Annotated in this window: 17 protein-coding genes; 8 read left to right on the top strand and 9 right to left on the bottom strand. The window is 64.0% G+C overall.

Annotated elements, in window-relative coordinates:
* Positions 1–43: 43 nt before the first annotated feature.
* Positions 44–1,366: a homoserine dehydrogenase gene (locus VM94_RS24075; protein ID WP_034750424.1), complete on the top strand. Its 1,323-nt coding sequence runs from the start codon at positions 44–46 to the stop codon at positions 1,364–1,366.
* Positions 1,367–1,578: 212 nt separating this feature from the next.
* Here the strand turns inward: VM94_RS24075 and VM94_RS24070 are convergent, their stop codons facing one another.
* Genes VM94_RS24070 through VM94_RS24060 form a run of 3 tightly spaced genes read right to left on the bottom strand, consistent with a single transcriptional unit; the run spans position 1,579 to position 4,184 of the window.
* Positions 1,579–1,929 (bottom strand): ribonuclease E inhibitor RraB, encoded by a 351-nt coding sequence (locus tag VM94_RS24070; RefSeq protein WP_052755926.1) that lies wholly within the window; start codon positions 1,927–1,929, stop codon positions 1,579–1,581.
* Between the two features lie 21 nt (positions 1,930–1,950).
* Positions 1,951–3,459 carry a sensor histidine kinase gene (locus tag VM94_RS24065; protein WP_235433008.1) on the bottom strand — a complete coding sequence of 503 codons (1,509 nt, stop codon included), beginning with the start codon at positions 3,457–3,459 and terminating at the stop codon, positions 1,951–1,953.
* 2 nt (positions 3,460–3,461) lie between these two features.
* A complete protein-coding gene (locus VM94_RS24060) occupies positions 3,462–4,184 on the bottom strand; it encodes a response regulator (protein ID WP_046686227.1) in 723 nt (240 codons plus the stop codon).
* A gap of 214 nt (positions 4,185–4,398) precedes the next feature.
* Between VM94_RS24060 and VM94_RS24055 the strand changes: the two genes are divergently transcribed.
* The 5 genes from VM94_RS24055 (at position 4,399) to VM94_RS24035 (ending at position 10,566) form a co-directional block, all read left to right on the top strand.
* Positions 4,399–5,460 (top strand): porin, encoded by a 1,062-nt coding sequence (locus VM94_RS24055; protein WP_046685771.1) that lies wholly within the window; start codon positions 4,399–4,401, stop codon positions 5,458–5,460.
* Positions 5,461–5,463: 3 nt separating this feature from the next.
* Entirely contained in the window at positions 5,464–6,456 is a 993-nt protein-coding gene (locus tag VM94_RS24050) for a tripartite tricarboxylate transporter substrate binding protein (protein WP_082127894.1), read from the top strand.
* 43 nt (positions 6,457–6,499) lie between these two features.
* On the top strand, positions 6,500–7,597 hold the full coding sequence (locus tag VM94_RS24045; RefSeq protein ID WP_046685769.1) for an ABC transporter substrate-binding protein: 1,098 nt from the start codon (positions 6,500–6,502) through the stop codon (positions 7,595–7,597).
* Positions 7,598–7,666: 69 nt separating this feature from the next.
* A complete protein-coding gene (locus VM94_RS24040; protein WP_046686226.1) occupies positions 7,667–9,457 on the top strand; it encodes an ABC transporter permease in 1,791 nt (596 codons plus the stop codon).
* Positions 9,458–9,492: 35 nt separating this feature from the next.
* Positions 9,493–10,566: an ABC transporter ATP-binding protein gene (locus tag VM94_RS24035; RefSeq protein WP_046685768.1), complete on the top strand. Its 1,074-nt coding sequence runs from the start codon at positions 9,493–9,495 to the stop codon at positions 10,564–10,566.
* Positions 10,567–10,614: 48 nt separating this feature from the next.
* Here the strand turns inward: VM94_RS24035 and VM94_RS24030 are convergent, their stop codons facing one another.
* The 3 genes from VM94_RS24030 to VM94_RS24020 are packed head-to-tail and all read right to left on the bottom strand — an operon-like array spanning position 10,615 to position 12,269.
* The gene (locus tag VM94_RS24030; protein WP_046686225.1) at positions 10,615–11,400 is read right to left on the bottom strand and encodes a DUF2145 domain-containing protein; all 786 of its coding nucleotides are present in this window, start codon (positions 11,398–11,400) and stop codon (positions 10,615–10,617) included.
* 5 nt (positions 11,401–11,405) lie between these two features.
* Entirely contained in the window at positions 11,406–11,822 is a 417-nt protein-coding gene (locus VM94_RS27500) for a hypothetical protein (protein ID WP_052755925.1), read from the bottom strand.
* Between the two features lie 24 nt (positions 11,823–11,846).
* On the bottom strand, positions 11,847–12,269 hold the full coding sequence (locus VM94_RS24020; RefSeq protein WP_052755924.1) for a hypothetical protein: 423 nt from the start codon (positions 12,267–12,269) through the stop codon (positions 11,847–11,849).
* 160 nt (positions 12,270–12,429) lie between these two features.
* Between VM94_RS24020 and VM94_RS24015 the strand changes: the two genes are divergently transcribed.
* Entirely contained in the window at positions 12,430–13,173 is a 744-nt protein-coding gene (locus VM94_RS24015) for a helix-turn-helix domain-containing protein (protein WP_046685767.1), read from the top strand.
* 37 nt (positions 13,174–13,210) lie between these two features.
* Here the strand turns inward: VM94_RS24015 and VM94_RS24010 are convergent, their stop codons facing one another.
* Together VM94_RS24010 and VM94_RS24005 are read right to left on the bottom strand one after the other, a co-directional pair.
* On the bottom strand, positions 13,211–14,668 hold the full coding sequence (locus VM94_RS24010; protein WP_052755923.1) for a DUF3999 family protein: 1,458 nt from the start codon (positions 14,666–14,668) through the stop codon (positions 13,211–13,213).
* Positions 14,665–17,850, bottom strand: coding sequence for a DUF2339 domain-containing protein (locus VM94_RS24005; RefSeq protein ID WP_052755922.1), 3,186 nt, complete (start codon positions 17,848–17,850; stop codon positions 14,665–14,667). The genes VM94_RS24010 and VM94_RS24005 overlap by 4 nt, the downstream gene beginning before the upstream one ends.
* Before the next feature lie 232 nt (positions 17,851–18,082).
* On the opposite strand from VM94_RS24005, the gene VM94_RS24000 reads away from it, so the two are divergent.
* Entirely contained in the window at positions 18,083–19,969 is a 1,887-nt protein-coding gene (locus VM94_RS24000) for an MFS transporter (RefSeq protein ID WP_035820937.1), read from the top strand.
* Between the two features lie 3 nt (positions 19,970–19,972).
* On the opposite strand, the gene VM94_RS23995 is transcribed toward VM94_RS24000, so the two are convergent.
* On the bottom strand, positions 19,973–21,397 hold a 1,425-nt coding region (locus VM94_RS23995), incomplete at its 5' end, for a hybrid sensor histidine kinase/response regulator (RefSeq protein WP_046686313.1).

Raw genomic sequence — 21,397 nt, 5'->3', positions numbered from 1 at the left:
CGCCGCCCTAGGGAGCGCCACTTATGAGCAGTCAAGCACAACTATGAAATCCATCAAGATCGGCCTGCTGGGCCTGGGCAATGTCGGTTACGGCACGTTCAGCGTCCTGAAACGCAACCAGGAAGAAATCAAGCGCCGCGCTGGCCGCGGCATTGAAGTCGTCGCCGTCGCCGTGCGCGACGTGGCACGCGCCGAAGCGCTCGTCGCCGGCGGCTGCAAGGTCGTCAACGACCCGCACCTGATCGTCAACGATCCCGAGATCGACATCGTCGTCGAACTGATCGGCGGCTACGACCTGTCGAAAACCCTGGTGATGCAAGCGATCGCCAACGGCAAGCACGTGGTCACGGCCAACAAGGCCCTGCTGGCCGTGCACGGCAACGAAATCTTCGCCGCCGCCCAGGACAAGGGCGTGATGGTGGCCTTCGAAGCGGCCGTCGCCGGCGGCATCCCCATCATCAAGGCGTTGCGCGAAGGCTTGACGGCCAACCGCATCGAATGGATCGCCGGCATCATCAACGGCACCACCAATTTCATCCTGTCCGAAATGCGCGACAAGGGCCTCGATTTCGCCACCGTGCTGAAACAGGCGCAGGAACTGGGCTACGCGGAAGCCGACCCCACCTTCGACATCGAAGGCGTCGACGCCGCGCACAAGGCCACCATCATGTCGGCCATCGCCTTCGGCATCCCGGTGCAGTTCGACAAGGCCTACGTGGAAGGCATCAGCAACCTCAATGCCGTCGACATCCGCTACGCCGAGCAACTGGGCTACCGCATCAAGCTGCTGGGCATCACCAAGCGCGCCACCGTCAACGGCGTGGAAGGCATCGAGCTGCGCGTGCATCCGACCCTGATCCCGGCCAAGCGCCTGATCGCCAACGTGGAAGGCGCCATGAACGCCGTGCTGGTGCATGGCGACGCCGTCGGCGCCAGCCTGTACTCGGGCCGCGGAGCGGGCGCCGAGCCGACCGCTTCGTCGGTGATCGCCGACCTGGTCGACATCACCCGCCTGGCCACGGCCGACCCGGAACACCGCGTGCCGCACCTGGCGTTCCAGCCGAACGCGATGACCGATATCGCGATCCTGCCGATGTCGGAAATCACCACCAGCTACTACCTGCGCATGCACGTGGCCGACCAGCCGGGCGTGCTGGCCGACCTCACGCGCATCCTGGCCGAACGCGGCATCTCGATCGACGCCATGCTGCAAAAAGAGCCGGCCGAGGGCGAGACGCATACGGACATCATCATGCTGACGCACCAGACGCAGGAAAAGAACGTCACGGCCGCCATCGAGAAGATGGAAGCGTTGAACAGCGTGGTGGGCACGGTCACCAAGATCCGCCTGGAAAACCTCAGCTGATTTTTTCAGCGAACCATGCAAAACGGCGCCCGCGGGCGCCGTTTTTTTATGCGTGATGTTGCCGGATTACGGCGCCCACGCCCATGTGGTCATGGACAGTAGGTCGGATTAGTGCGGCAAGGCCGCACGTAATCCGACGACATTGTTGGCATGGCCGATGGTGCTGTCGGATTACGGCCCTTCGGACCCAATTCGATCTACGCCTACACCGCTCAAGGCGCGGCGACCGGGCCCACGTCCATGCCGTCATAGCTGGCCAGCAGGTTGTCCTGCGCAAACGCCATCAGTTCGCCATTGCGCGCGTGCAGGCTGTCGACGCCATGCACTTCGGCCTTTTCCACGTGCAGCACCCACACGGGCGGTGCCGCCGGATCGTCGAGTTCCGGCTGGTACAGTTCCACGGGGCGGTAGCCCTGCAGCGCCAGCAGGGTGGCGGCCTGCTCCAGCGGTTCGGAGGTCGGGTTGGTGAAGTAATAGCCCCACAGCAGCGGCTGGGACAGGTCCCACGGCGCGTTCTCGGCGATATTGGCAAACAGTTCGGTCACATCTTCTTTGGTCATCATGGCGCTGCCTTCCTTAAAATCTCAGGACGCGATCTTAGCATCGACTGGCGCCGGGGCGAAATACACACCGACTTTCAATCCATGACCATTCGCGGCTGTCGCCAGTTCCAGCCGGGCGCCGTGCAGGGCCGCGATGTCGCGCACGATGGCCAGGCCCAGGCCGGCGCCGCCAGGATTGCTTTCCAGCGCCGCGCCGACGCGGTAGAACGGCGTGAAGACGCGTTCGTGCTCGGATGGCGGGATGCCGGCGCCGCTGTCTTCCACTTCCAGCAGCGTTTCGTTTCCAGGGCCGCCCGCGCGCGCGCGCAGGATCACGCTGCCGCCCGGTGGCGTGTAGCGCAGGGCGTTGTCGACCAGGTTGGCCACCAGTTCATGCAGCAGCAGGGCCTGGCCATGCACGGGCGCTTCGTCCGGCGCTTCCAGCGACAGATCGATATTTTTGCCGACGGCGGCCATCGCCATTTCCAGCCCCACCTGCTGCGCCACGTCGCGCAAGGGTACGGTGTCCATCGCCAGGTTCTCGCCGCCATGCTCGATGCGCGCCAGGGTCAGCAGGCGGTTGGCCAGCAGCACGGTCGAGTCGGTGGTGACGGCGATCGAGCGCACGATGTCGCGCAGGGCGGCGATATCCGGCGGCGTACCCGCCTGGCGGTCGCATTCGCGCATGGCCAGTTCGGCCTGGGTTTTCAGCACCGTCAACGGCGTGCGCAGCTGGTGCGAGGCGTCGGCGATGAAGCGGCGCTGGCTGGCGATCAGCTGCTGCAGGCGCGACATGGAGCCATTCATGGCGCTCACCAGCGGACGCATTTCCTTGTGCACCAGCGTGGGATCGACGTCGGACAGGTCGGACAGGGTGCGCGTCTCGACTTCCGTTTTCAATCGCATCAGCGGACGCAGCACCAGGCGCACGGCGAACCACACGAGGGCGCCCATCACCAGTATCATCGCCGCCTGCCAGATCAGGGTATCGAACAGGATCTGGTTCGACAGGCCGCGCCGCGCGTCCAGCGTCTCGGCCACCTGGATCAGGGTAATGCCGCGCATCGAGTCGTCATACACGGGCTGCAGCAGGGCGGCGATGCGGATCGGCTTGCCGTGGTAGTCGGCGTGGTAAAAGCGCACCAGGGCCGGATAATTCTGCGAGCGGGGCACGTTTTTCGGCACGGGCGGCAAGTCGGCATAGCCCGACACCAGTTCCCCGTTGATGCCCGTCACCTTGTAGTAGATGCGGCCCAGGGTGTCGGTCTCGAAGCTGTCGAGCGCCACGTAGGGCACTTCGGCCACCACCTTGCCGTTGACGATGGAGACGCGCTCGGCCAGCGCCCGCGTCGATGCCAGCAAGGAGCGGTCGTAGGCCATGTCGGCCGCGTCGAGCGCGTTGCGGTAGACAAAAACGGCATCGAGCAGCACCAGCATCACCAGCGGGATGAGCAGCCAGCGCAGCAGCTGGCTGCGCAGGCTGCCCAGCGGCCTGCCCTGCGCCCAGCGCCGGCGCAGGCGCTCGAACAGGGGCGTGCGTGCGGTGCGCACGGTCATTTCGACGCGGCCGGCGCCATCGCGCTGCGCGGCTGCAGCAGGTAACCGATGCCGCGCAAGGTGGTGATGACGGCGCCGTCGGGCGAACCGCTTTCCACCCCGTTTTCCAGTTTTTTGCGCACGCGGTGGATATACAGTTCGATGGCGTCCAGGTTGGCGTCGTCGGCCAGCGCGAAGACTTCGTCGAACAGCTTTTCCTTCGACACGGCGCGCCCCGAGCGCGTGATCAGCGCTTCGAGCACGGCGTGTTCGCGCGGCGTCAGGGGGAAAGGGGCGCCGGCATAGCTGAACATGCGCGTGACGGTGTCGAAACTGAGGGCGCCGCAGGTGTGCACGAGCGCTTCGTTGCCCTGGCTGCGGCGCAGCAGGGCTTTTACGCGCGCTTCCAGTTCGGCCAGTTCGAACGGCTTGGCCATGTAGTCGTCCGCGCCCAGGTTCAGGCCTTGTACTTTTTCATCGAGGCCGCCGCGCGCCGTGAGTATCATGACGGGAGTCTTGCCGCGCGTGCCGCCGCGCGCGCGCAGGCGGCGCAGCACGTCCAGGCCGTCCATCTTTGGCAGGGAGAGGTCGAGCAGCACCAAGGAGTATTCCTGCGTATGCAGCAGGGCGTCGGCATCGGCGCCGTTGTGGGCGGTCTCCACCGTCAGGTGCGCGTCGCGCAGGGCCTTTGCCAGCCAGTGCGACAGTTCCAGATGGTCTTCCACTAATAATATGCGCATGGTCTCCGCCATTCGTTTGAATTGATGCAGTGTAAGCCTGTCGGCACGCCGCCGACAGGGGCCGCAATGAATTTGTTGGTATGGCCTGTGGCTGATGGACGACACCTGTCAGTCTGAAAGCGAATTGAAAGGATCGCGATCATATAGTGTGATCCTGATTCATGAAATTGATCAGGCATATCACTAATAACTATATCTAAGGGAGACACTCTACATGAAGAAAACTGCATTCTCGCTGGCCGCCATGGCGGTACTCGCCGCAGCCGGCAGCGCCCACGCCCAGTCGAACGTCACCCTGTACGGCCGTCTTGACGCCGGCATCAGCAACACCAGCAACGCCGGCCCGAACAAAAGCTCGATGACGCAAGTGAGCTCCGGCGGCATGAACACGTCGCGCTGGGGCATCCTGGGCAGCGAAGACCTGGGCGGCGGCCTGAAAGCCGTGTTCAATCTGGAAGGCGGCATCCTCGTCGACACGGGCGCGGCCGACGGCGCGCTGTTCAAGCGCCAGGCCAACGTGGGCCTGGAAGGCGCGTTTGGCCGTGTCGTGCTGGGACGCTCGTTCACCACCGTGTACGACTTCGTGCTGCCGTTCGATCCGATGGCCTATGCGCCGTTCTACTCGTGGGCCACCTCGGCTAACGCGACGGGCCCGAGCAAATACGGCATGACGACGGCCTTCGACAACATGGTCAAGTACTCGGGCAAGACGGGCGATTTCAGTTATGGCGCATCGTACGGCTTCGGCGAACAGTCGACGGGCACCTCGGACAGCGCCAAGCTGTCGACGGCCGTCACCTACAAGACAGGGCCTGTCAGCCTGCTGGCCACGTATGAACAGGTGAACGGCAACAGCATCGCCGGCGGCGCGCGCGACAAGACCACCGTGTACCACCTGGGCGCCATGTACGACGACGGCCCATGGAAAGTACAGGCGGCGGCGCGCGATTACAAGCTCGATCCTGCGGCAGCCGGCAAGGCCGACGTGCGCGGCACCCTGTACTGGGGCGGCGTCAGCTACAAGACCACGCCGGTCATCACCCTGACGGGCGTGATCTACTACCAGGACGTGAAAAACGTGGCCGCCAACCTCGATGCCGACCCGATCATGTACGTGGCGCGCGTGCGCTATGCCCTGTCCAAGCGCACCGACCTGTACGTGGCCGGCGCCTATGCCAAGGCCAAGCACAATCAGCTGGTCAGCCTGTCGCGTGACGACGCCGGTTTCGGCGACACGCAGCGCGGCCTGATCGCCGGCATCCAGCACCGCTTCTAAGGCATGACCATGCTGCGCACCGCGTTCCTGTCGCTGTTGTTGTCCGCGCTGCTGCCTGCGCTGGCAACGGCCGCCGCGCCTGAAGTCGACTGCGTGGTGCCGTCCAAGCCGGGCGGCGCCATGGACCTGACCTGCAAGCTGGCGCAGAAAGGCTTGCTGCAGCCCGATCCGGCGGCGGCAGCGCCGTTCGCCTCGTCGGTGCGCATCAGCTATCTGCCGGGCGGCATCGGCGCGGTGGCGTGGCGCTCGATGGGTTCGCAGCGCCGGCGTGCCGAAGCCAACACCCTGGTGGTGTTTTCGGGCGGCTCGCTGCTGAACCTGGCGCAGGGCAAGTTCGGCAACGCCAAGACGGGCGACGTGCGCTGGGTGGCGGCGCTGGGCGCCGACTACGGCATGATCGCCGTGCGCAGCGACTCGCCCTACAAAAGCCTGGCCGACCTGATCGCCGCGCTCAAGCGCCACCCCGACAAGGTGCTGATCGGCGTGTCCGGCACCATCGGCAGTCAGGACTGGGTGAAGATGGCGCTGGTGGCGCGCCAGGCCGGCATCGACCCGAAAGTGCTGCGTTTCGTGGCGCTGGAAGGCGGCGGCGAGATCTTCACGGCGATGCAGGCCAATTACGTGCAGGTGATGTCGGGCGATACGTCGGAAGCGACCCTGAACGCGGGCGACAGCCATGCGCGCGTGCTGGCGGTGCTGTCGGAAAAGCGCCTGCCCGGCGTGCTGGCCAGCGTGCCGACGGCGCGCGAGCAGGGCATCGACGTGGTCTGGCCCATCATCCGCGGCCTGTGGATGGGGCCGCAAGTGCCGGAGCAGGATTACCAGCGCTGGGTGGCCACGTTCGACCGTGCCATGGCCACGCCGCAGTTTGCCCAGTGGCGCACGCAATCGGGCATGTATCCGTTCGCGCTGACGGGCGACAAATTGACGCAGTACGTGAACCAGGCAGTCGAACGCTACTCCAGGCAGGCGGCCGAACTGGGCCTGATGCGCTGAATCGAATAGCAAACCATACAACAATCACAGACGGAGACAAACCATGCAAACCAAGACCATACTCGCCATCGCCCTGGCAGCCGCTTTCGCGGGCACCACCGGCGCCGCTTTCGCCCAGGTGCCGGCAGGTTATCCGGCCGACTACCAGAAGATCATCGACGCGGCCAAGAAGGAAGGCAAGGTGGTGATCTACAGCGCCACCGACAGCAAGGCCGCCGCGCCGCTGATCAAGGATTTCAGCGCCCTGTATCCGGGCATCTCGGTCGAATACAACGACATGAATTCGACGGAAGTGTACAACCGCTTCATTTCCGAAGTGGCCGCCGGCGGCAATACGGCCGACGTGATGTGGTCGTCGGCGATGGACTTGCAGATGCGCCTGGCCTCCGATGGCTATGCGCTCAAGTACAAGTCGGTCGAAGCATCCAAGATCCCCGGCTGGGCCATGTGGGACGACCAGGCTTACGGCACCACGTTCGAGCCTGCCGCCATCGTCTACAACAAGCGTTTGCTCGATCCGAAGGAAGTGCCGAAGAACCACGACGACTTCGTCAAGCTGATCGCCACGCCGAAATTCAAGGACAAGGTCACCACCTACGACATCGAAAAGTCGGGCGTGGGCTTCATGTTCATGTCGCAGGACGCGAAGGAATATCCGCAGTTCCTGGCGCTGCAAAACGCGTTTGGCACAGCCAAGGTGCGCGTGCAGTCGTCGACGGGCACCATGATGGAACGCATTTCGTCGGGTGAAAACCTGATCGGCTACAACGTGCTGGGCTCCTACGCCCTGGTGCGCGCCAAGACCGACCCGTCGATCGGCGTGGTGCTCCCCAAGGATTACACCCTGATCCTGTCGCGCGTGCAGTTCATCAACAAGAACGCGAAGAACGTCAACGCCAGCAAGCTGTGGCTCGACTACATCCTGTCGCACCGCGGCCAGACCATCATCGCGAACGGCGCCAAGCTGTACGCGATTCGCGCCGACGTCACGGGCGAGACCACCTCGGCGGACCTGATCAAGGAAATCGGCGCGGCCAACATCAAGCCGGTGCCGGTGCACCCGATCATCCTGCAATTCCTGGGGCCAGCCAAGCGCATGGCCTTCTTGAAGCAATGGAAAGAAACAGCCGGCAAAAAATAATGCCGTCCTGGCCGTCCGCAGGCGCGTGCCCGCGGACGGATGCCGTACCCTTCATTCATTGGATTCATCATGCAAACTGCTATCTTGCCGCTGCCTGCACGGTCGCGCTCTCCCTTGTCGCGCCTGAACTGGCCGCGCGGCGTGGTCGTGGCGATCACCATGGTCGCCATTTTCCTGCCGCTGTTCCTGATTTTTTACCAGAGCTTTTTGAACGCGCCGTTTTTCATGCCGGTGCGCGAATTCGGCTTTGATTCCTACCGTTTCATCTTCGATGATCCCGATTTCTCGATGGCCTTCAAGAATGGCCTGATGCTCGCCTGCGGCCTGACCGTCATCGCCGTGCCGCTGGGCGGCATGCTGGCCTTCCTGATGGTGCGCACGGATTTGCCGGGCCGCGGCTGGGTGGCGCCGATGCTGCTGGTGCCGATTTTTGTCTCGCCGATGGTGATGGGCTTTGGCTACGTCGTGTCGATGGGGCCAGTGGGCTTTTACTCGATCTGGGCCAAGGAGCTGTTCGGCTTCGTGCCCTGGAATATTTATTCCTTCACCAGCATCGTCATCATTGCCGGCCTGACACACGTGCCGCACGTCTACCTGTATGCCTCGTCAGCGCTGAAAAGCCTGGGCTCGGACGTGGAGGAAGCGGCCCGCGTGGCCGGCGCTTCGCCGGTGCAGGTCATGCTCAACGTGTCGCTGCCGATGATCATGCCGGCGCTGGCGTATGCGGGCGTGCTGGTGTTCTTCCTCGGCTTCGAGGTATTCGGCCTGGTGCTGGTGCTCGGCGATCCGGAAGGCCACCTGGTGCTGCCGACCTATCTGTACAAGCTGACGAATAAACTGGGCACGCCGTCGTACCACCTGATGGCCGCCGTCGCCGTCTGCCTGGTGATGGTGACCATGCCGCTGGTAATGATACAGCGCTGGCTGCTCAAGTCCGCCAACAAGTATGTGTCGATCAAGGGCAAGGGCGCGCGCAGCAAGGCCATGCCGCTGGGCCGCTGGAAGTGGCTGGCGTTTGCCTTGCTGGCAGGCTGGCTGATCTTCACCATCATCCTGCCTTTGAGCGGCATCGTGCTGCGCTCCTTCGTGCAGTACTGGGGCGAGGGCGTGCACCTGGCCGACGTGCTGACATTGCAGCATTTCCGCGATATCTTCGACCAGCCATCGCTGGTGCGCGGCATCGTCAACACCATCCTGATCGGCGTCGTCGGCGGCGCGCTGGCCGTCGGCTGCTACAGCTTCATCGCGCTGGCCATGCACCGCAAGCAGGACGGCATCACGCGCCTGCTCGATTACAGCGTGCTGGTGCCGCGCGCCGTACCGGGCCTGCTGGCTGGCCTGTCGTTCCTGTGGGTGTTCCTGTTCGTGCCGGCCTGGCTCGACGGCATATTGAAAGGCATGGACAACGGCGTGGCCCTGTGGCTGAGCGGCCATGTGATCCCCGTGCTGCGCGAACTGCGCTCGACGATCTTCGCCCTGTGGCTCGCGTATTCGGTGGTGTGGATGGCCTACGGCATGCGTCTGATTTCCACAGCGCTGCTGCAAGTGGCCCCGGAACTGGAAGAGGCGGCGCGCGCCGTCGGCGCCAACCGCGGCCAGGTGACGCGCGACGTCACCCTGCCACTGATCAAATACGGCTTGCTGGGCGCGTGGCTGATGGTGTTTCTGATCTTCGAGCGCGAATATTCGACGGGCGTGTACCTGCTTTCGCCGGGCACGGAAGTGATCGGCGCCATGCTGGTATCGCTGTGGGCGGGTGGCTCGACCGATCTGGTGGCGGCGCTGTCCTTCATCAATATCACCCTGGTGGCCATCGGCCTGGGCATCGCGCTGCGCTTCGGCGTCAAGTTACACAACTGAGCCGCATAACTAAATACAAAGACTGAGACCACATCATGAATGAATTGACCGTCAATGAGCTGTACCTGGACTACGGCACCGGCGCCTCCGCCAACCAGATCCTGAAGGGTGTCTCGATGCACCTGAAAAAAGGCGAAGTGGTCGCCCTGCTGGGGCCTTCGGGCAGCGGCAAGACCACCTTGCTGCGCGCCGTCGCCGGGCTGGAAAGCCCGAAGGCGGGCACGATCCAGATCGGCGAGCGCAATGTCTTCGACGGCGCGAAGCATTTCGAGATGCCGGCCGAGCACCGCAACCTGGGACTGGTGTTCCAGTCGTACGCGCTGTGGCCGCACAAGACCGTGTTCGACAACGTCGCCTACGGCCTCAAACTGCGCAAGATGGGCAGTACGGAAATCGCCGCGCGCATCAAGGAAGTATTGACGCAACTGGGCCTGGGCCACCTGGGCGAGCGCTATCCGCACCAGCTGTCCGGCGGCCAGCAGCAGCGCGTGGCGATCGCACGCGCCCTGGTGTACAACCCGCCCGTGATCCTGCTCGACGAGCCGCTGTCGAACCTGGACGCCAAGCTGCGCGAGGAAGCGCGCGCCTTCTTGCGCGAATTGATCGTGCGCCTGGGCCTGTCGGCCCTGATGGTGACGCATGACCAGGGCGAAGCGATGGCCATTTCCGACCGTATTTTGCTGCTCAATAACGGCAAGATCGAGCAGCAGGGCACGCCGCAAAGCATGTATGAAACGCCGGACACCCTGTTTACGGCCGAATTCATGGGCAGTAACAACCGCCTGCCCGGCAAGGTGGTGCAGCGCGAAGGCAACCAGGTGCGCCTGCTGGTCGACGGCGCCTCCATGCAGGGCGTGGCGCGCGGCGCCAACGTGGGCACGGAAGTGACGACCATGATACGCGTCGAGGAAGTGAAGATCAGCGCCACGCAGGTCGACAACGCCATCGAGCTGCCGCTGCTGACGTGCATGTATTTGGGCGACCGCTGGGAATGCCTGTTCGAGCGCGGCGGCGCCGAGAACATCAGCCTGCGCGCCTATTCGCGCCACAAGCTCGAAGCGGGCAAGTACTGGCTGCACATGCCGGCCGATAAGCTCTGGGTGTTTTAACGGTGACGAGGTGGCCACCTTGACCACCTCATCCGTGCTGCCGCGTTCTCAATTCCCCCGCACGACGATTTCCTGTGCTTTCGGCTCGCGCTGGCGCACGAAGCGCACGATGGAGTCGACGGTGACGACATCGATCTGGCGCGTCATGCGGCGCTCGAACGGGTGATCGTCGAAGGCGATATTCGCGCGGAACATGCGCGCGCCCAGGCGCGTGGCGGCGGGGATGCTCAGCGTTTGCGGCGCGTAGCTGGCGCTGCGCAGCCAGGTTTGCGCTTCGGCGCGCGTTTCGATCTTGCCCGGCTCGTTGCTGGCAGCGGCCAGGGTTTCCAGCACCCACTGGTTCGAATTCTGGTACTTGGTGGAAAACGGGTAGGCCAGCATATTGTAGTGCGGCTCATGCAGGCGCTTGGGCGTGTTGCTCGTCAGCAGGCGCACTAGTTGCTGCTGCGTATCCTGACCGGGAACCAGGATCAGCGTTTCATACATGAACACATCATCCATGAAGAAATTGCCCAAGCCTTCGTTGTACAGCGACGATTGCGCCGTGCCGCATTCATTGAGTTCATGCACCACCAGCCAGCGGCCCTTCGGGTGGTCGCGCCAGGCCAGCGCCATGTGCGAATAGCGCAAGTTGTACTTCGACAGGTCTTGCCCGGCGCGCGCCACCAGCGCCACTTGCGCACCCGAGGCGTCGAGCGCCTGCAAGGTCTTTTGCGCCAGGTCCATCGATTTGACGAGGGTGCTCGCATCCGTTGGCTTGTCCTCGCACGAGCGTCCCGCATGGGCGGCGCCGGCCAGGGCCAGGCTGATGATCATCACGGTCAGGCGTTTCATGGGATTCACGCTTTCGAATGGTGGAGGATGGCCTGGCCGGCCGCATTCGGCACATAGGCGATGGCTTTGCCCGACAGCACCAGCATGTGGCCCGTCGAGACGGCCACGACATTGACGACCGTGCCGGCCGCCAGCGACAGGCCTTGCGTGGCTTTCTGACTCAGCTTGACGGAGGCCGTGGCTGCGGAGGACGCGCCTTTCGCCGTGCTTTTCAGCACCAGGACGCTGCCGTCGGCCACGTCTTCCACCTTGTCGATGACGATTTCACCGGCGGCGGCCAGCGCCGACATGGAGCCGACCAGTACGATGGCCGACGCCATGCTGGCGTTGTCGGAGGCGTTGGTGGTATCGGAGTTGGCGGCCTGGGCCAGCGGCGAGATGGCGGCGGCGCACAGCAGGGCGGTGGCGAGCAACTGTTTCATGGGATGTCCGTTCTTCATTGGTGGTTACACTTTGGAGTGGTGCAGCAGCGCCTTGCCCAGTTCGTTCGGGATGAAGGCGATGGCCTTGCCGGACAGAACCAGCATTTGGCCGGTGGACAGCGCCACCACATTGACCACGGTGCCGGCCGCCAAGGACAGGCCCCTGGCCGCTTGCCCGCTCATCTGGATGGAGGCGCCGCCCGCTTCGGAGGCGCCCTTGAGCACGATGACGATGCCTTCGCCTACCGTTTCCACGCTGGCAACGACCACCTGGCCGGAGGCGACCAGCATCGACATGGAACCGGCGACGACGACGGCGGAACCGTCGCTGAGGTTTTGCGAGCCTTTCGACAGGTTCTCGGAGGCGGCGGCGTGGACCAGGCCGGGAGCGGCCATGGAGAGCGTCAACAGCGACAGGGACAGGCAGAGGGGCAGCAGGCGTTTCATGTGTTTCTCCTTCAAGTGTGCCAAGTGGCAACGCCATCATTGTAGACTGTGGGCAATTGGTCAATGAATACGCTACTCGTAGCAGGAAGGCATACCGCAGGTAGCGTATTGCGCTACTTTTTTGCCGCCAGAACCGATGCTATTTTTATAAAGGAAGTGCATGCCTCAAACCCACGCCTTGATCGAAGCCCTGAAACGCCTGTTGAAAGCGCGTTCCGTCACGTATGCCGAGCTGGCCCAGCGCATCGGCGTGTCCGAAGCCAGCGTCAAGCGGATGTTTTCGCAGAAGCAATTTACCCTGCAGCGACTGGACCAGATCCTGGTGGCCATCGGCAGCGATTTCCAGCAGCTGGCGCTGGCCGTGCAGTCAGCCCTGGCCACGCCCACCCTGATCACGGGGCTGACCTATGCGCAGGAAAAGGAAATCATCGAGGATACCCGGCTGTTCGTGGTGGCCGTCTCCGCCCTGAACCTGCTGCCGCTGGAACAGATCGTCGCCATCTACGACATCAGCGAAGCGCAAGCCGTGAAATACCTGCTGCGCCTCGACAAGATCGGTTTTCTGGAACTGCTGCCGAATAACCGGGTCAAACTGCTGGTGGCGCGCACGTTTGCGTGGATACCGAATGGTCCCATCCACACGTATTTCAAAAAGGAAGCCTATGGCGACTATTTGAATTCGCAGTTCGATGGCGAGACGGAATTGCTGCGCCTGGTGAACGTGATGCTGTCGAAAAAATCCACGGCGGCCTTGCTGGAACGCTTGAAACAAGTCGCGGTGGAATTTTCGCAGCAACACCAGGAAGACGCGCGCCTGCCTGGCGACGAGCGCCTTGCCATCAGCTTCATGCTGGCGGCGCGTCCCTGGATGCCGCAGACGTTCAAGGCGCTGTTGCGGCAGTGAGCCGGCGAGTGCAGCGCGCAAGTGGCTAAGGTTGCGGCTAATGTTCCTGCTTGTCGGTACTGCCTTGTTCCTCTTTCATCTGCGACAGCAAACGCCAGGCAAAAAAGCCCAGCACGGCCACGCCCAGCAGCAGGGCTGCCCATAGTGCTGCCAGGCGCAGGCCTGCGCCATCCGGCGTCTTCTCGATGGGAGCGTCGCTGGTCAGCGCCACCACCCTGGCCGCCGTGGCGACAGGCAGTGCCAGCAATTCCTCCTGCGTGAAGCCGGGCGCGACCTGCGACAGCGGCAGCGCTGCCGGCGTTGCGCCATTCCTGCCGAAGACCAGTTGATACGGCCCCTTGCCGCTGGCCAGGAACACCAGACTTGCCGGTGTCCAGCCCAGGCGCAAGACGGAGTTGATGTTCGGGTTCGTGCCGCTGTGATATTGCGGCCGCAGCACCCATTGCGCCGTTTGCACGACGGGCATGGCCAAGTCGCCGGAGACCCGTTCCTTGCCATCCATGTTGATACGATAGAACGTCGTGTTGAGCAGTGGTTCGAAGTCGGCGGCCTGCGTGGCGCGTGCTCGCTGGCCCAGATGCAGACGCTGGCGCGGCGCCTCGCTTGCAGGACGATACACGCCCAGGGTGACGGGCATGGACGTGTTTCCCTCAGCCAGCTGCAAGCCGATGCTGTCGGCGGGAATGGCGATCGGCGTGGCATACAGGCGCTCGTCGACGCTCTTGCCCGTCGTCCCTTTCAATGTGATGGTGGCGCGGGGCGAGGCAACGGCCGTGACACTGACCTGCTGCGCGGCGATGCCTGCGAAAGTGATGGGATCGCCGTACTGCCAGCTCAGCCTCGCATAATGGAAAGCACGCGGCGCGAATTCGATGCGATCATTGGCCAGGGTTTGCGTGTCGCTGTTGCGCAGCCAATTCAGGGTAGTGGTGGCGATGGCATCCCATTGCTTCAGGTCGTCGCTTACTTCCAGCAGTACTTGCGCGTTGTAGTTATCGGTTCCTGCCGGCAAGGTAAAGTGCAGGGCGCCGATGCGGCTGTCCTTGGCCGGTGGGCCTGCATCGAGGATCAGCCCTTGCAAGCCTGGCGCCGCATCGGGCTTACTGCCGCCACGCGCCGTGACGGACAGCAGGCGGCCGTCATTGCCGGTACGGATATCCACGTTGTCCAGTTCGTAGTAGCCGATGTTTTTGCCGGTGACGGGAAAGATGCGCATGGCAAGCGTGTCGCGCTGCGTGCGCGATTGCGCGGGCGGGGCCGTCAGGGCGAAGGCCAGCGGCTTGCCGGTACTGTCGAACAGGCGCATGTCGGCCAGGCTGGCCGAGCGCGCATGCAGGTACACGTCGGTTGGGACGCTTATGCGGCTCAGGCCGGCACCGGGCTGCGGCGTCAACGCGATGCTCCAGCGATAGTCCTGTGGCCGGTCCTGGGGCGGCGCGGCCAGCGCGGCGCCTGCCATCAACACGATGCCGAACATGAGTGTGGTGGTTTTCATGCTGCTCCTTGTTGCGGTTCTGCTGGCGCTGGTGCGGCAGCCTTGGGGAAGGGCGCCAGGTAGCCGATCAAGACCATCAGCAAGCCGACGCCCACAAAGGAGATGATGCGTTCGATGCCGCCCACGTTGGACAGGTCGATCAGGAACAGTTTCACGACAACCAAGCCCAGCAGTACGGCGCCCATGCTCCATTGCTGGCGCCGCTGCTGGCGCGCCGCGTGGCGCATCAGCAGCAGTGCCGTGACGCTCCACACGAGCGACAGCATCGCTTGCACGAACTGCGAGGCCAGCATGGCGTCAAAGGTGTAGGGAACGCCCAGGTAGTGCGACACCGTGCGCAGCAGCATCAGGTTGAACCACACATACAGCAAGCACGCGGCCACGACGGGCAAGCGCGCCTGCCACAGGGCGGGCAGCGGCAACTGCTTCGCCGGCAGCAGACGGTAGCTGGCAATGGCCAGCAGCACGGCAAAGCCCGTGCTCAAGTCCAGCGGATTGAGCAGCGGCAAGTAGGGCAGCGGCGCCATGGCGCCATCGTCGAAGATATTCCACGCGGCGATCAGCAGCAGCGACCAGAGCGCGCCCAGCGGTATCAAGGTGCGCTGGTACCACTCGGCAATCGGCGCCACCGGCCAGGCGCCAGCGCGGCAGCGGCGGATCAGCCAGGCCAGTACCAGCATCATGGCCCAGGCCGGCAAGTAGCGGGACCAGGCGGGGCTGACGCTATCTTCATGCTGTGCCAGCCAGGCGTTGACATGCATGGCGCCCACGGGCCACAGCATCAGCCATGGCGCGGCCGTGCGCAAAGTATGCAAGAGGCGCAGCGCACGCACGTCGAGTTGCCAGCCGGCTTGCGGCCAGGCACGCAGCAGGTATTCGCCAGCCGCCAGGGCGCTGGCCAGCGCCAGCCAGCTCAAGCCCGTCGGCAGGTAATCGCGCAAGTACAGCGCCAGCAGCAGATTGGTGCTCCACATGCCCAGGCCCAGCCAGGTGGCCACGCTGAACCAGCGCAGCTGCGGCCAATCGAGGCGCCGCGCCAGAATGGCGAACACGGGTGTCGTGACGGACACGGCGATCAGGTACAGCGCCAGCCAGTGCTCACCCGCGTGCGGCTGCATGCTCAGGTCGCCGTCGATCAGGCGCAGCAGCCAGCTGGTGAATGGCACGAGGATGGCGGCAAACCACAGCAAGCCGCTCCAGACCAGCAATGGCCGCGCTGCCAGCGCCAGCAGCTCGTCGCCGCCGCGCGCGCGCAGCGCAAGGAAGCGGGCGCTGGCAAAGGCGGCGGCGCCCAGCAGCAGGGCGCTAAGGAGGGAGCCGTCGAACAGGCTGGCCGGGTGCTGGTCCCAGGCCCAGCTGGCGCGGCTGAGCATGACCATGCCGGCCAGCACCTGCACGGTCAGCAGCAGCGCGCGCGGCGCATGCCATTGTTCGCGCCGCGCCAGCGCCGCCAGCAGGGCTGCCACCGCCAGCGCGCTGACGGTGAGCAGGTTCAGTTGCGTGGCGGCATCCGTGCGCAGCAGGATTTCATTCCACACGCCGCCCAGCAGCCAGGCCGTGGCGGCCGTCAGGAACAGCACGGACAGGCTGCGCATGAACTCCGGATGCAAGTGGCTGGCGTGGCGGCGGAAATTGTAGGCCATCACCAGCGCGGCGGCGGCCAGCAGCAGGCAGCCGAGCCAGAGGTTGGCCTGGATGGCCCTAGCCGCATCAAGTCCCTGCAGGATGAACAGGAAGGAGATCCATGCGCCCGCCTGCACCAGCAGGCCGAAAGCCCAGGCCAGGGTCTGGCGCTGGCGCAAGCCGACCCAGACGATGCCCGCGCCTTCCAGCGCCCAGGCGGCGGACGTCCAGCGGCCATCAAGGGCGAACGGGATGGCCAGGGTGCCGAAGACGATGCCCAGCGCGAGGAAGGCTTCGGCCAGCAGTTTGAAGCCGTTCCTGCGCCACAGGGCCACGGCCAGGCCCGTGTAGGTCAAGCCGGCAACCAGCGCGGAAAATGCCAGGCCAAATTCAAAGCGCCAGACCAGGCCGTATTGCAGGCCCATCGCCGCCAACGGCGTGCCGAACACGAGGGTGCCATCCACATAGTGTTTCAAGCGCGGCGCCTGGCGCGCGCAGTAGGCAATGGCAATGCCGATGTAGAACAGCACGAACAGGATCAAAAACAGTTGCGTCGACAGATAGTGTTCGGGCATGTAGCGCAGCAAGCCCCAGGTGGTGGCGACGACGAAGGTAAAGCCAAAACTGAGCACATTCAGGACGCGCCAGGCGCGTTTCAGGGCGATGGCAAAGACGCCCGCGTTGAGCAGCGCGTAATAGCTGAACAGGCCGATATGGTTGCCGCTGCCCGTCGATACGAGCAGGGGCACGGCAAAGCCGCCGACGATGCCGAAGACGGCCAGCCAGACGGCGTTTTGCAGCACGGCCAGCAAACACGTGAACGCCGTCAGCACGAACAGCACGGCAAACGCGAGGCCGGCCGGGATCAGTTCATACAGGCGGAAGGCGCCAAACGTCACCAGCATCAATATCGCCAGCGCCGTGCCCTGCAGCGGCAAGCTGATGCCGGGGCGTTTGATGCGGATGCGCCAGGCCCAGACCAGCAGGGCGATATCGGCCAGCGCGATGCCGGCCAGGCGCAGTTCGATGGGCACGGTGATCTGCGCCGACACGTATTTGAGCAGGAAGCTGACGCCGAGGAACAGGATCAGCAAGCCCAGCTTGGCGACCAGGTTGCCCGTGAACAGCCAGTTCTTCGCCTTGGCAACGAGGCCATCGGGGTGCGCGATCCAGGATGGCGTGTTGGGGGCTGCAGGGGCAGGTTTGGCGGGAGCCGGCGGAGTGGGAGGCGATGGCTTGGGCGGCACGGGAGCGGCTGGCGCTGCCTTTGCCAGTTCGACCGGCTCGATCACGGCCGCTTGCGGCGCAGGCGCGAAAACAGGAACCGGAACAGGAGTCGGCACTGCTACTGGCACTACGGCTGCGGGCACGGCAGGTGAGGCAGCTGGCGCTACGTCCTGGCCTTCCAAGGTCAGCAGGCGCTGCTGGATGCCGTCGACCTCCTTGCGCAGGCGCGCCGTCAGCAATTCCAGATCGGCTACTTTCCTGCGGTATTGCAGCACCTGCACGAAGGCGGTGATCAGCAAGCCAAGGATGAACAGCGTTATCAATCCAAACATGGGTCAGCTTTCCTGGAGAGGCGGGACGAAGACCCCGCAGTATGCGCACATTACCTTATTATCAAGAAATGGGCGATTTTTGTTGTGCAGGGGAAAGGAGTCAGGTGCCGGGCCAGCATGGCGCGGTGCGGCGCTTTCCGTATTGACGCCAAGCAAGATGACGACAATCAGATTGTCGTGCGCAAGATAGTGCTGTATTTTAGCAATTCCTTAATTGCCGGTTCCCCATGCCATGAGTCAAAGCAGCCAGTTTTCCTTATTGTCGCAGCGCCGTTTCGGGCCCTTCTTCTGGACCCAGTTCTTTGGCGCCTTCAACGACAATCTGTTCAAGACGGCCCTGATGGTGATCCTCGCCTACGATGCGCTGAGCTGGACCACGCTCGACCCGTCCACCATCACCAATTTGATTCCCGGCCTGTTCATCCTGCCCTACGTCGTGTTCTCGGCCACGGCGGGCCAGTTGGCCGACAAGTTCGAAAAGGCGGGCCTGGCCCGTTTCGTGAAGTGGATGGAACTGGCCATCATGGCCGTGGCCGCCGCGGGCTGGATGACGCATACCCTGTGGCTGCTGGTGGCCGCCGTCGTCGGCATGGGCGTGCATTCGACCCTGTTCGGCCCCGTCAAGTATGCCTACCTGCCGCAGCAACTGAAACCCGAGGAACTGGTCGGCGGCAATGGCCTGATCGAGATGGGCACGTTTGTCGGCATTTTGTTGGGTGAAATCCTCGGCGCCGTGCTGATCGTGCACAAGCCGCTGGGCGTGGAACTGGTGGCCGGCGCGACGATTGCCGTGGCCGTGTTCGGCCTGATCGCCAGCTACCGCGTGCCGCGTACGCCCGCGCCGGAGCCGGACTTGAAGGTGAGCTTGAACTTCGTCGCCGAATCGTTCCGCAACCTGAATTTTTCGCGCAAGAACCGTCCCGTCTTCCTGGCCATGCTGGGCAATTCCTGGTTCTGGTTCTATGGCGCCCTGATCCTGGCCCAGTTCCCCGTGTATTCGAAGGATTTCCTGCATGGCGACCACAGCGTGTTCGTGCTGCTGCTGACTGTGTTTTCCGTCGGCATCGGCACGGGTTCCCTGCTGTGCGAGCGCCTGTCCGGCCACAAGATCGAGATCGGCCTGGTGCCGTTCGGCTCCATCGGCCTGTCGCTGTTCGGCATCGACCTGTATTTCGCCAGCAATGCGTATGCGAATACGCAAGTGGTTGATGCACTGGCGTTCGTCAGCCAGGCGGGCGTGCCGCGCATTCTGATCGACATCGTCATGATCGGCGTGTTCGGCGGCTTTTTCATCGTGCCCCTGTTCGCCCTGATCCAGACGCGCTGCGACCCGAAACACATTTCGCGCACCATCGCCGGCATGAATATCCTCAACGCGCTGTTCATGGTGGCGGCCGCCGGCGTGGCCATCGTGCTGCTGGGACAAGGATTTACCATCCCGCAGCTGTTCCTCGTCACGGCCATCTTGAATGCGCTGGTAGCCGCCTACATCTTCTCGCTGGTGCCGGAATTCCTCATGCGCTTCCTGGCGTGGATCTTGATCCAGACCGTACACAGGGTCAAAGTCGTCGATGGCGAGCGCATCCCCACGGAAGGGGCGGCCGTGCTGGTGTGCAACCATGTCAGTTATGTGGACGCCATCGTCATCATGGCGGCCAGCCCGCGCCCCATCCGTTTCGTCATGGATCACCGCATTTTCAAGATGCCGCTGATGGGCTGGATTTTCCGCACGGCCAAGGCCATTCCCATCGCGCCGGCCAAGGAAGATCCCTTCCTGATGGAAAAGGCCTTCATCGATATCGCGCAGGCGCTGCACGAAGGCGAACTTGTTTGCATCTTCCCCGAAGGCAAGCTGACGCGCACGGGCCAGATCAGCGAATTCAAGGGCGGCATCGCCAAAATCGTCGAGCGCAGCAAGGTGCCCGTGATTCCGCTGGCGCTGCGCGGCTTGTGGGGGCATCTGTTGAGCCACCGCAACGGCCATTTGTTCGAGCGCGCCTTCAAGGCAGGCTTGCGCTCGCGTTTGTCACTGGCTGTGGGCATGCCCGTGGCGCCCGAGGCTGCCACGCCGGAGTTGCTGCAACAGAAGGTGCAGGAATTGCGCGGCAAGTGGAAATAAGCGTCACTCCGTTCGCATAGCCGTCCCTTCCTGTCGCTCCAGGTGCGCGCGGAGCAGGGCGGTGATGGCGTCGAAGTCCACCGGTTTCGTCAGGTGATGATCGAAACCGGCTTGCTCGGTCCGTGCGCGCGCTTCGCCCTGGCCCCAGCCCGTCAGGGCGATCATCAGCACGTCGCGCCCGTGCGCGCGCTGGCGGATCTGGCGCGCCGCTTCGTAGCCATCCATGTCCGGCATGCCCAGGTCCATCACGACCAGTTGCGGCCACGCCGTCTCGACGGCCGCCAGCGCCTGCGCGCCGCCATACGCGACCTGGGCGGCATAGCCCTCGAGCTGGAACAGGCTTTGCAGGGAATCGGCCGCGTCGCGGTTATCGTCCACCACCAGCACTTGCACGGGCTGGCCCGCATTGGCTTGAGTGACGCTCCCGGCGGCCGCTGGCGTGGCCGGCGTGGCTGCTGCGGCGTTCCCGGCGCTGGCTGGCAAGCTGACGATGAAGCGGCTGCCGCGCCCGGGGCCGTCGCTGTAGGCCTCGATGCTGCCGCCATGCATTTCGGCAAATTGGCGCGCCAGGCTCAAGCCGATACCCAGGCCGCTTTTTATCTGGCCCGCCACCGTGCGTCCCTGTTCGAACATGGAAAAAATGCGCGCGATGGCATCCGGATCAATGCCGATGCCATTGTCTTCGACCATCACTTGCAACTGCTCCTGCGCCAGGCGCGCCGTCATGTGAATGTGCCCGCCGTCCGGCGTGAACTTGACGGCATTCGACACGATATTGGAAAAGATCTGCACCACCCTGGCATAGTCGGCGTGCAAGGTCACGGCATGCGGCGGCAATTCCAGCGTGATGCCGATGTGCCGGCTGCTGGCCGCAGGCTGGCACAATTCGATGACATGCTCGAGCACTTGCTGCAGCTCAAACTCCTTGCGCTGCAGCAGCACCTTGCCGCTGGTGATGCGCGCCACGTCGAGCAAGTCATCGACCAGTCGCGTCAGGTGCGTCACCTGGCGCTCGATCACGTCGCTCAGCTTGCCCACCTGCTCCGATGCGGGAAACAGGTGCTTGAGCAGGGCCACCGACGACTTGATGGGCGCCAGCGGATTGCGCAGTTCATGCCCGAGGCTGGCAATGAATTCGTCCTTGCGCCGCTGCGTCTCGCGCACCTGGTACTGGCGCTGGCGCGCGCGCAGCATGGCGTGGGCCGAGGTGATCAGGGTCAGGATGTGCACGGGGCGTTCCAGCAGGGTCAGGTTGCCCAGGGTGGCAATGGCTTGTCGCAAGGGCAGGGAATCGAGCCGTGCGTGCGTCAGCAGGGTAATCGGCAAGTCGGACCAGTCCGGCTGCTGGCGGGTGTAAGCGTCGAGCACGGCGTAGACGCCCGCATGCAGCACCTCGTCCACCGTCAGCACGCCGCCGGCGCCCAGCGC

Origin of the sequence: Janthinobacterium sp. KBS0711 (genome assembly GCF_000988085.1) — a bacterium.
GTDB lineage: Bacteria > Pseudomonadota > Gammaproteobacteria > Burkholderiales > Burkholderiaceae_D > Janthinobacterium > Janthinobacterium lividum_E.
Note: the sequence above shows the minus strand (reverse complement) of the source record. Positions and strands in the feature narration are given on the sequence as shown.

Bases quoted from the DNA above. Each gene is read 5' to 3' on its own strand.
- VM94_RS24075 (WP_034750424.1), top strand. From the start codon at position 44: ATGAAATCCATCAAGATCGGCCTGCTGGGCCTGGGCAATGTCGGTTAC.
- VM94_RS24070 (WP_052755926.1), bottom strand. From the start codon at position 1,929: ATGATGACCAAAGAAGATGTGACCGAACTGTTTGCCAATATCGCCGAG.
- VM94_RS24060 (WP_046686227.1), bottom strand. From the start codon at position 4,184: ATGCGCATATTATTAGTGGAAGACCATCTGGAACTGTCGCACTGGCTG.
- VM94_RS24055 (WP_046685771.1), top strand. From the start codon at position 4,399: ATGAAGAAAACTGCATTCTCGCTGGCCGCCATGGCGGTACTCGCCGCA.
- VM94_RS24050 (WP_082127894.1), top strand. From the start codon at position 5,464: ATGACCATGCTGCGCACCGCGTTCCTGTCGCTGTTGTTGTCCGCGCTG.
- VM94_RS24045 (WP_046685769.1), top strand. From the start codon at position 6,500: ATGCAAACCAAGACCATACTCGCCATCGCCCTGGCAGCCGCTTTCGCG.
- VM94_RS24040 (WP_046686226.1), top strand. From the start codon at position 7,667: ATGCAAACTGCTATCTTGCCGCTGCCTGCACGGTCGCGCTCTCCCTTG.
- VM94_RS24035 (WP_046685768.1), top strand. From the start codon at position 9,493: ATGAATGAATTGACCGTCAATGAGCTGTACCTGGACTACGGCACCGGC.
- VM94_RS24030 (WP_046686225.1), bottom strand. From the start codon at position 11,400: ATGAAACGCCTGACCGTGATGATCATCAGCCTGGCCCTGGCCGGCGCC.
- VM94_RS27500 (WP_052755925.1), bottom strand. From the start codon at position 11,822: ATGAAACAGTTGCTCGCCACCGCCCTGCTGTGCGCCGCCGCCATCTCG.
- VM94_RS24020 (WP_052755924.1), bottom strand. From the start codon at position 12,269: ATGAAACGCCTGCTGCCCCTCTGCCTGTCCCTGTCGCTGTTGACGCTC.
- VM94_RS24015 (WP_046685767.1), top strand. From the start codon at position 12,430: ATGCCTCAAACCCACGCCTTGATCGAAGCCCTGAAACGCCTGTTGAAA.
- VM94_RS24010 (WP_052755923.1), bottom strand. From the start codon at position 14,668: ATGAAAACCACCACACTCATGTTCGGCATCGTGTTGATGGCAGGCGCC.
- VM94_RS24005 (WP_052755922.1), bottom strand. From the start codon at position 17,850: ATGTTTGGATTGATAACGCTGTTCATCCTTGGCTTGCTGATCACCGCC.
- VM94_RS24000 (WP_035820937.1), top strand. From the start codon at position 18,083: ATGAGTCAAAGCAGCCAGTTTTCCTTATTGTCGCAGCGCCGTTTCGGG.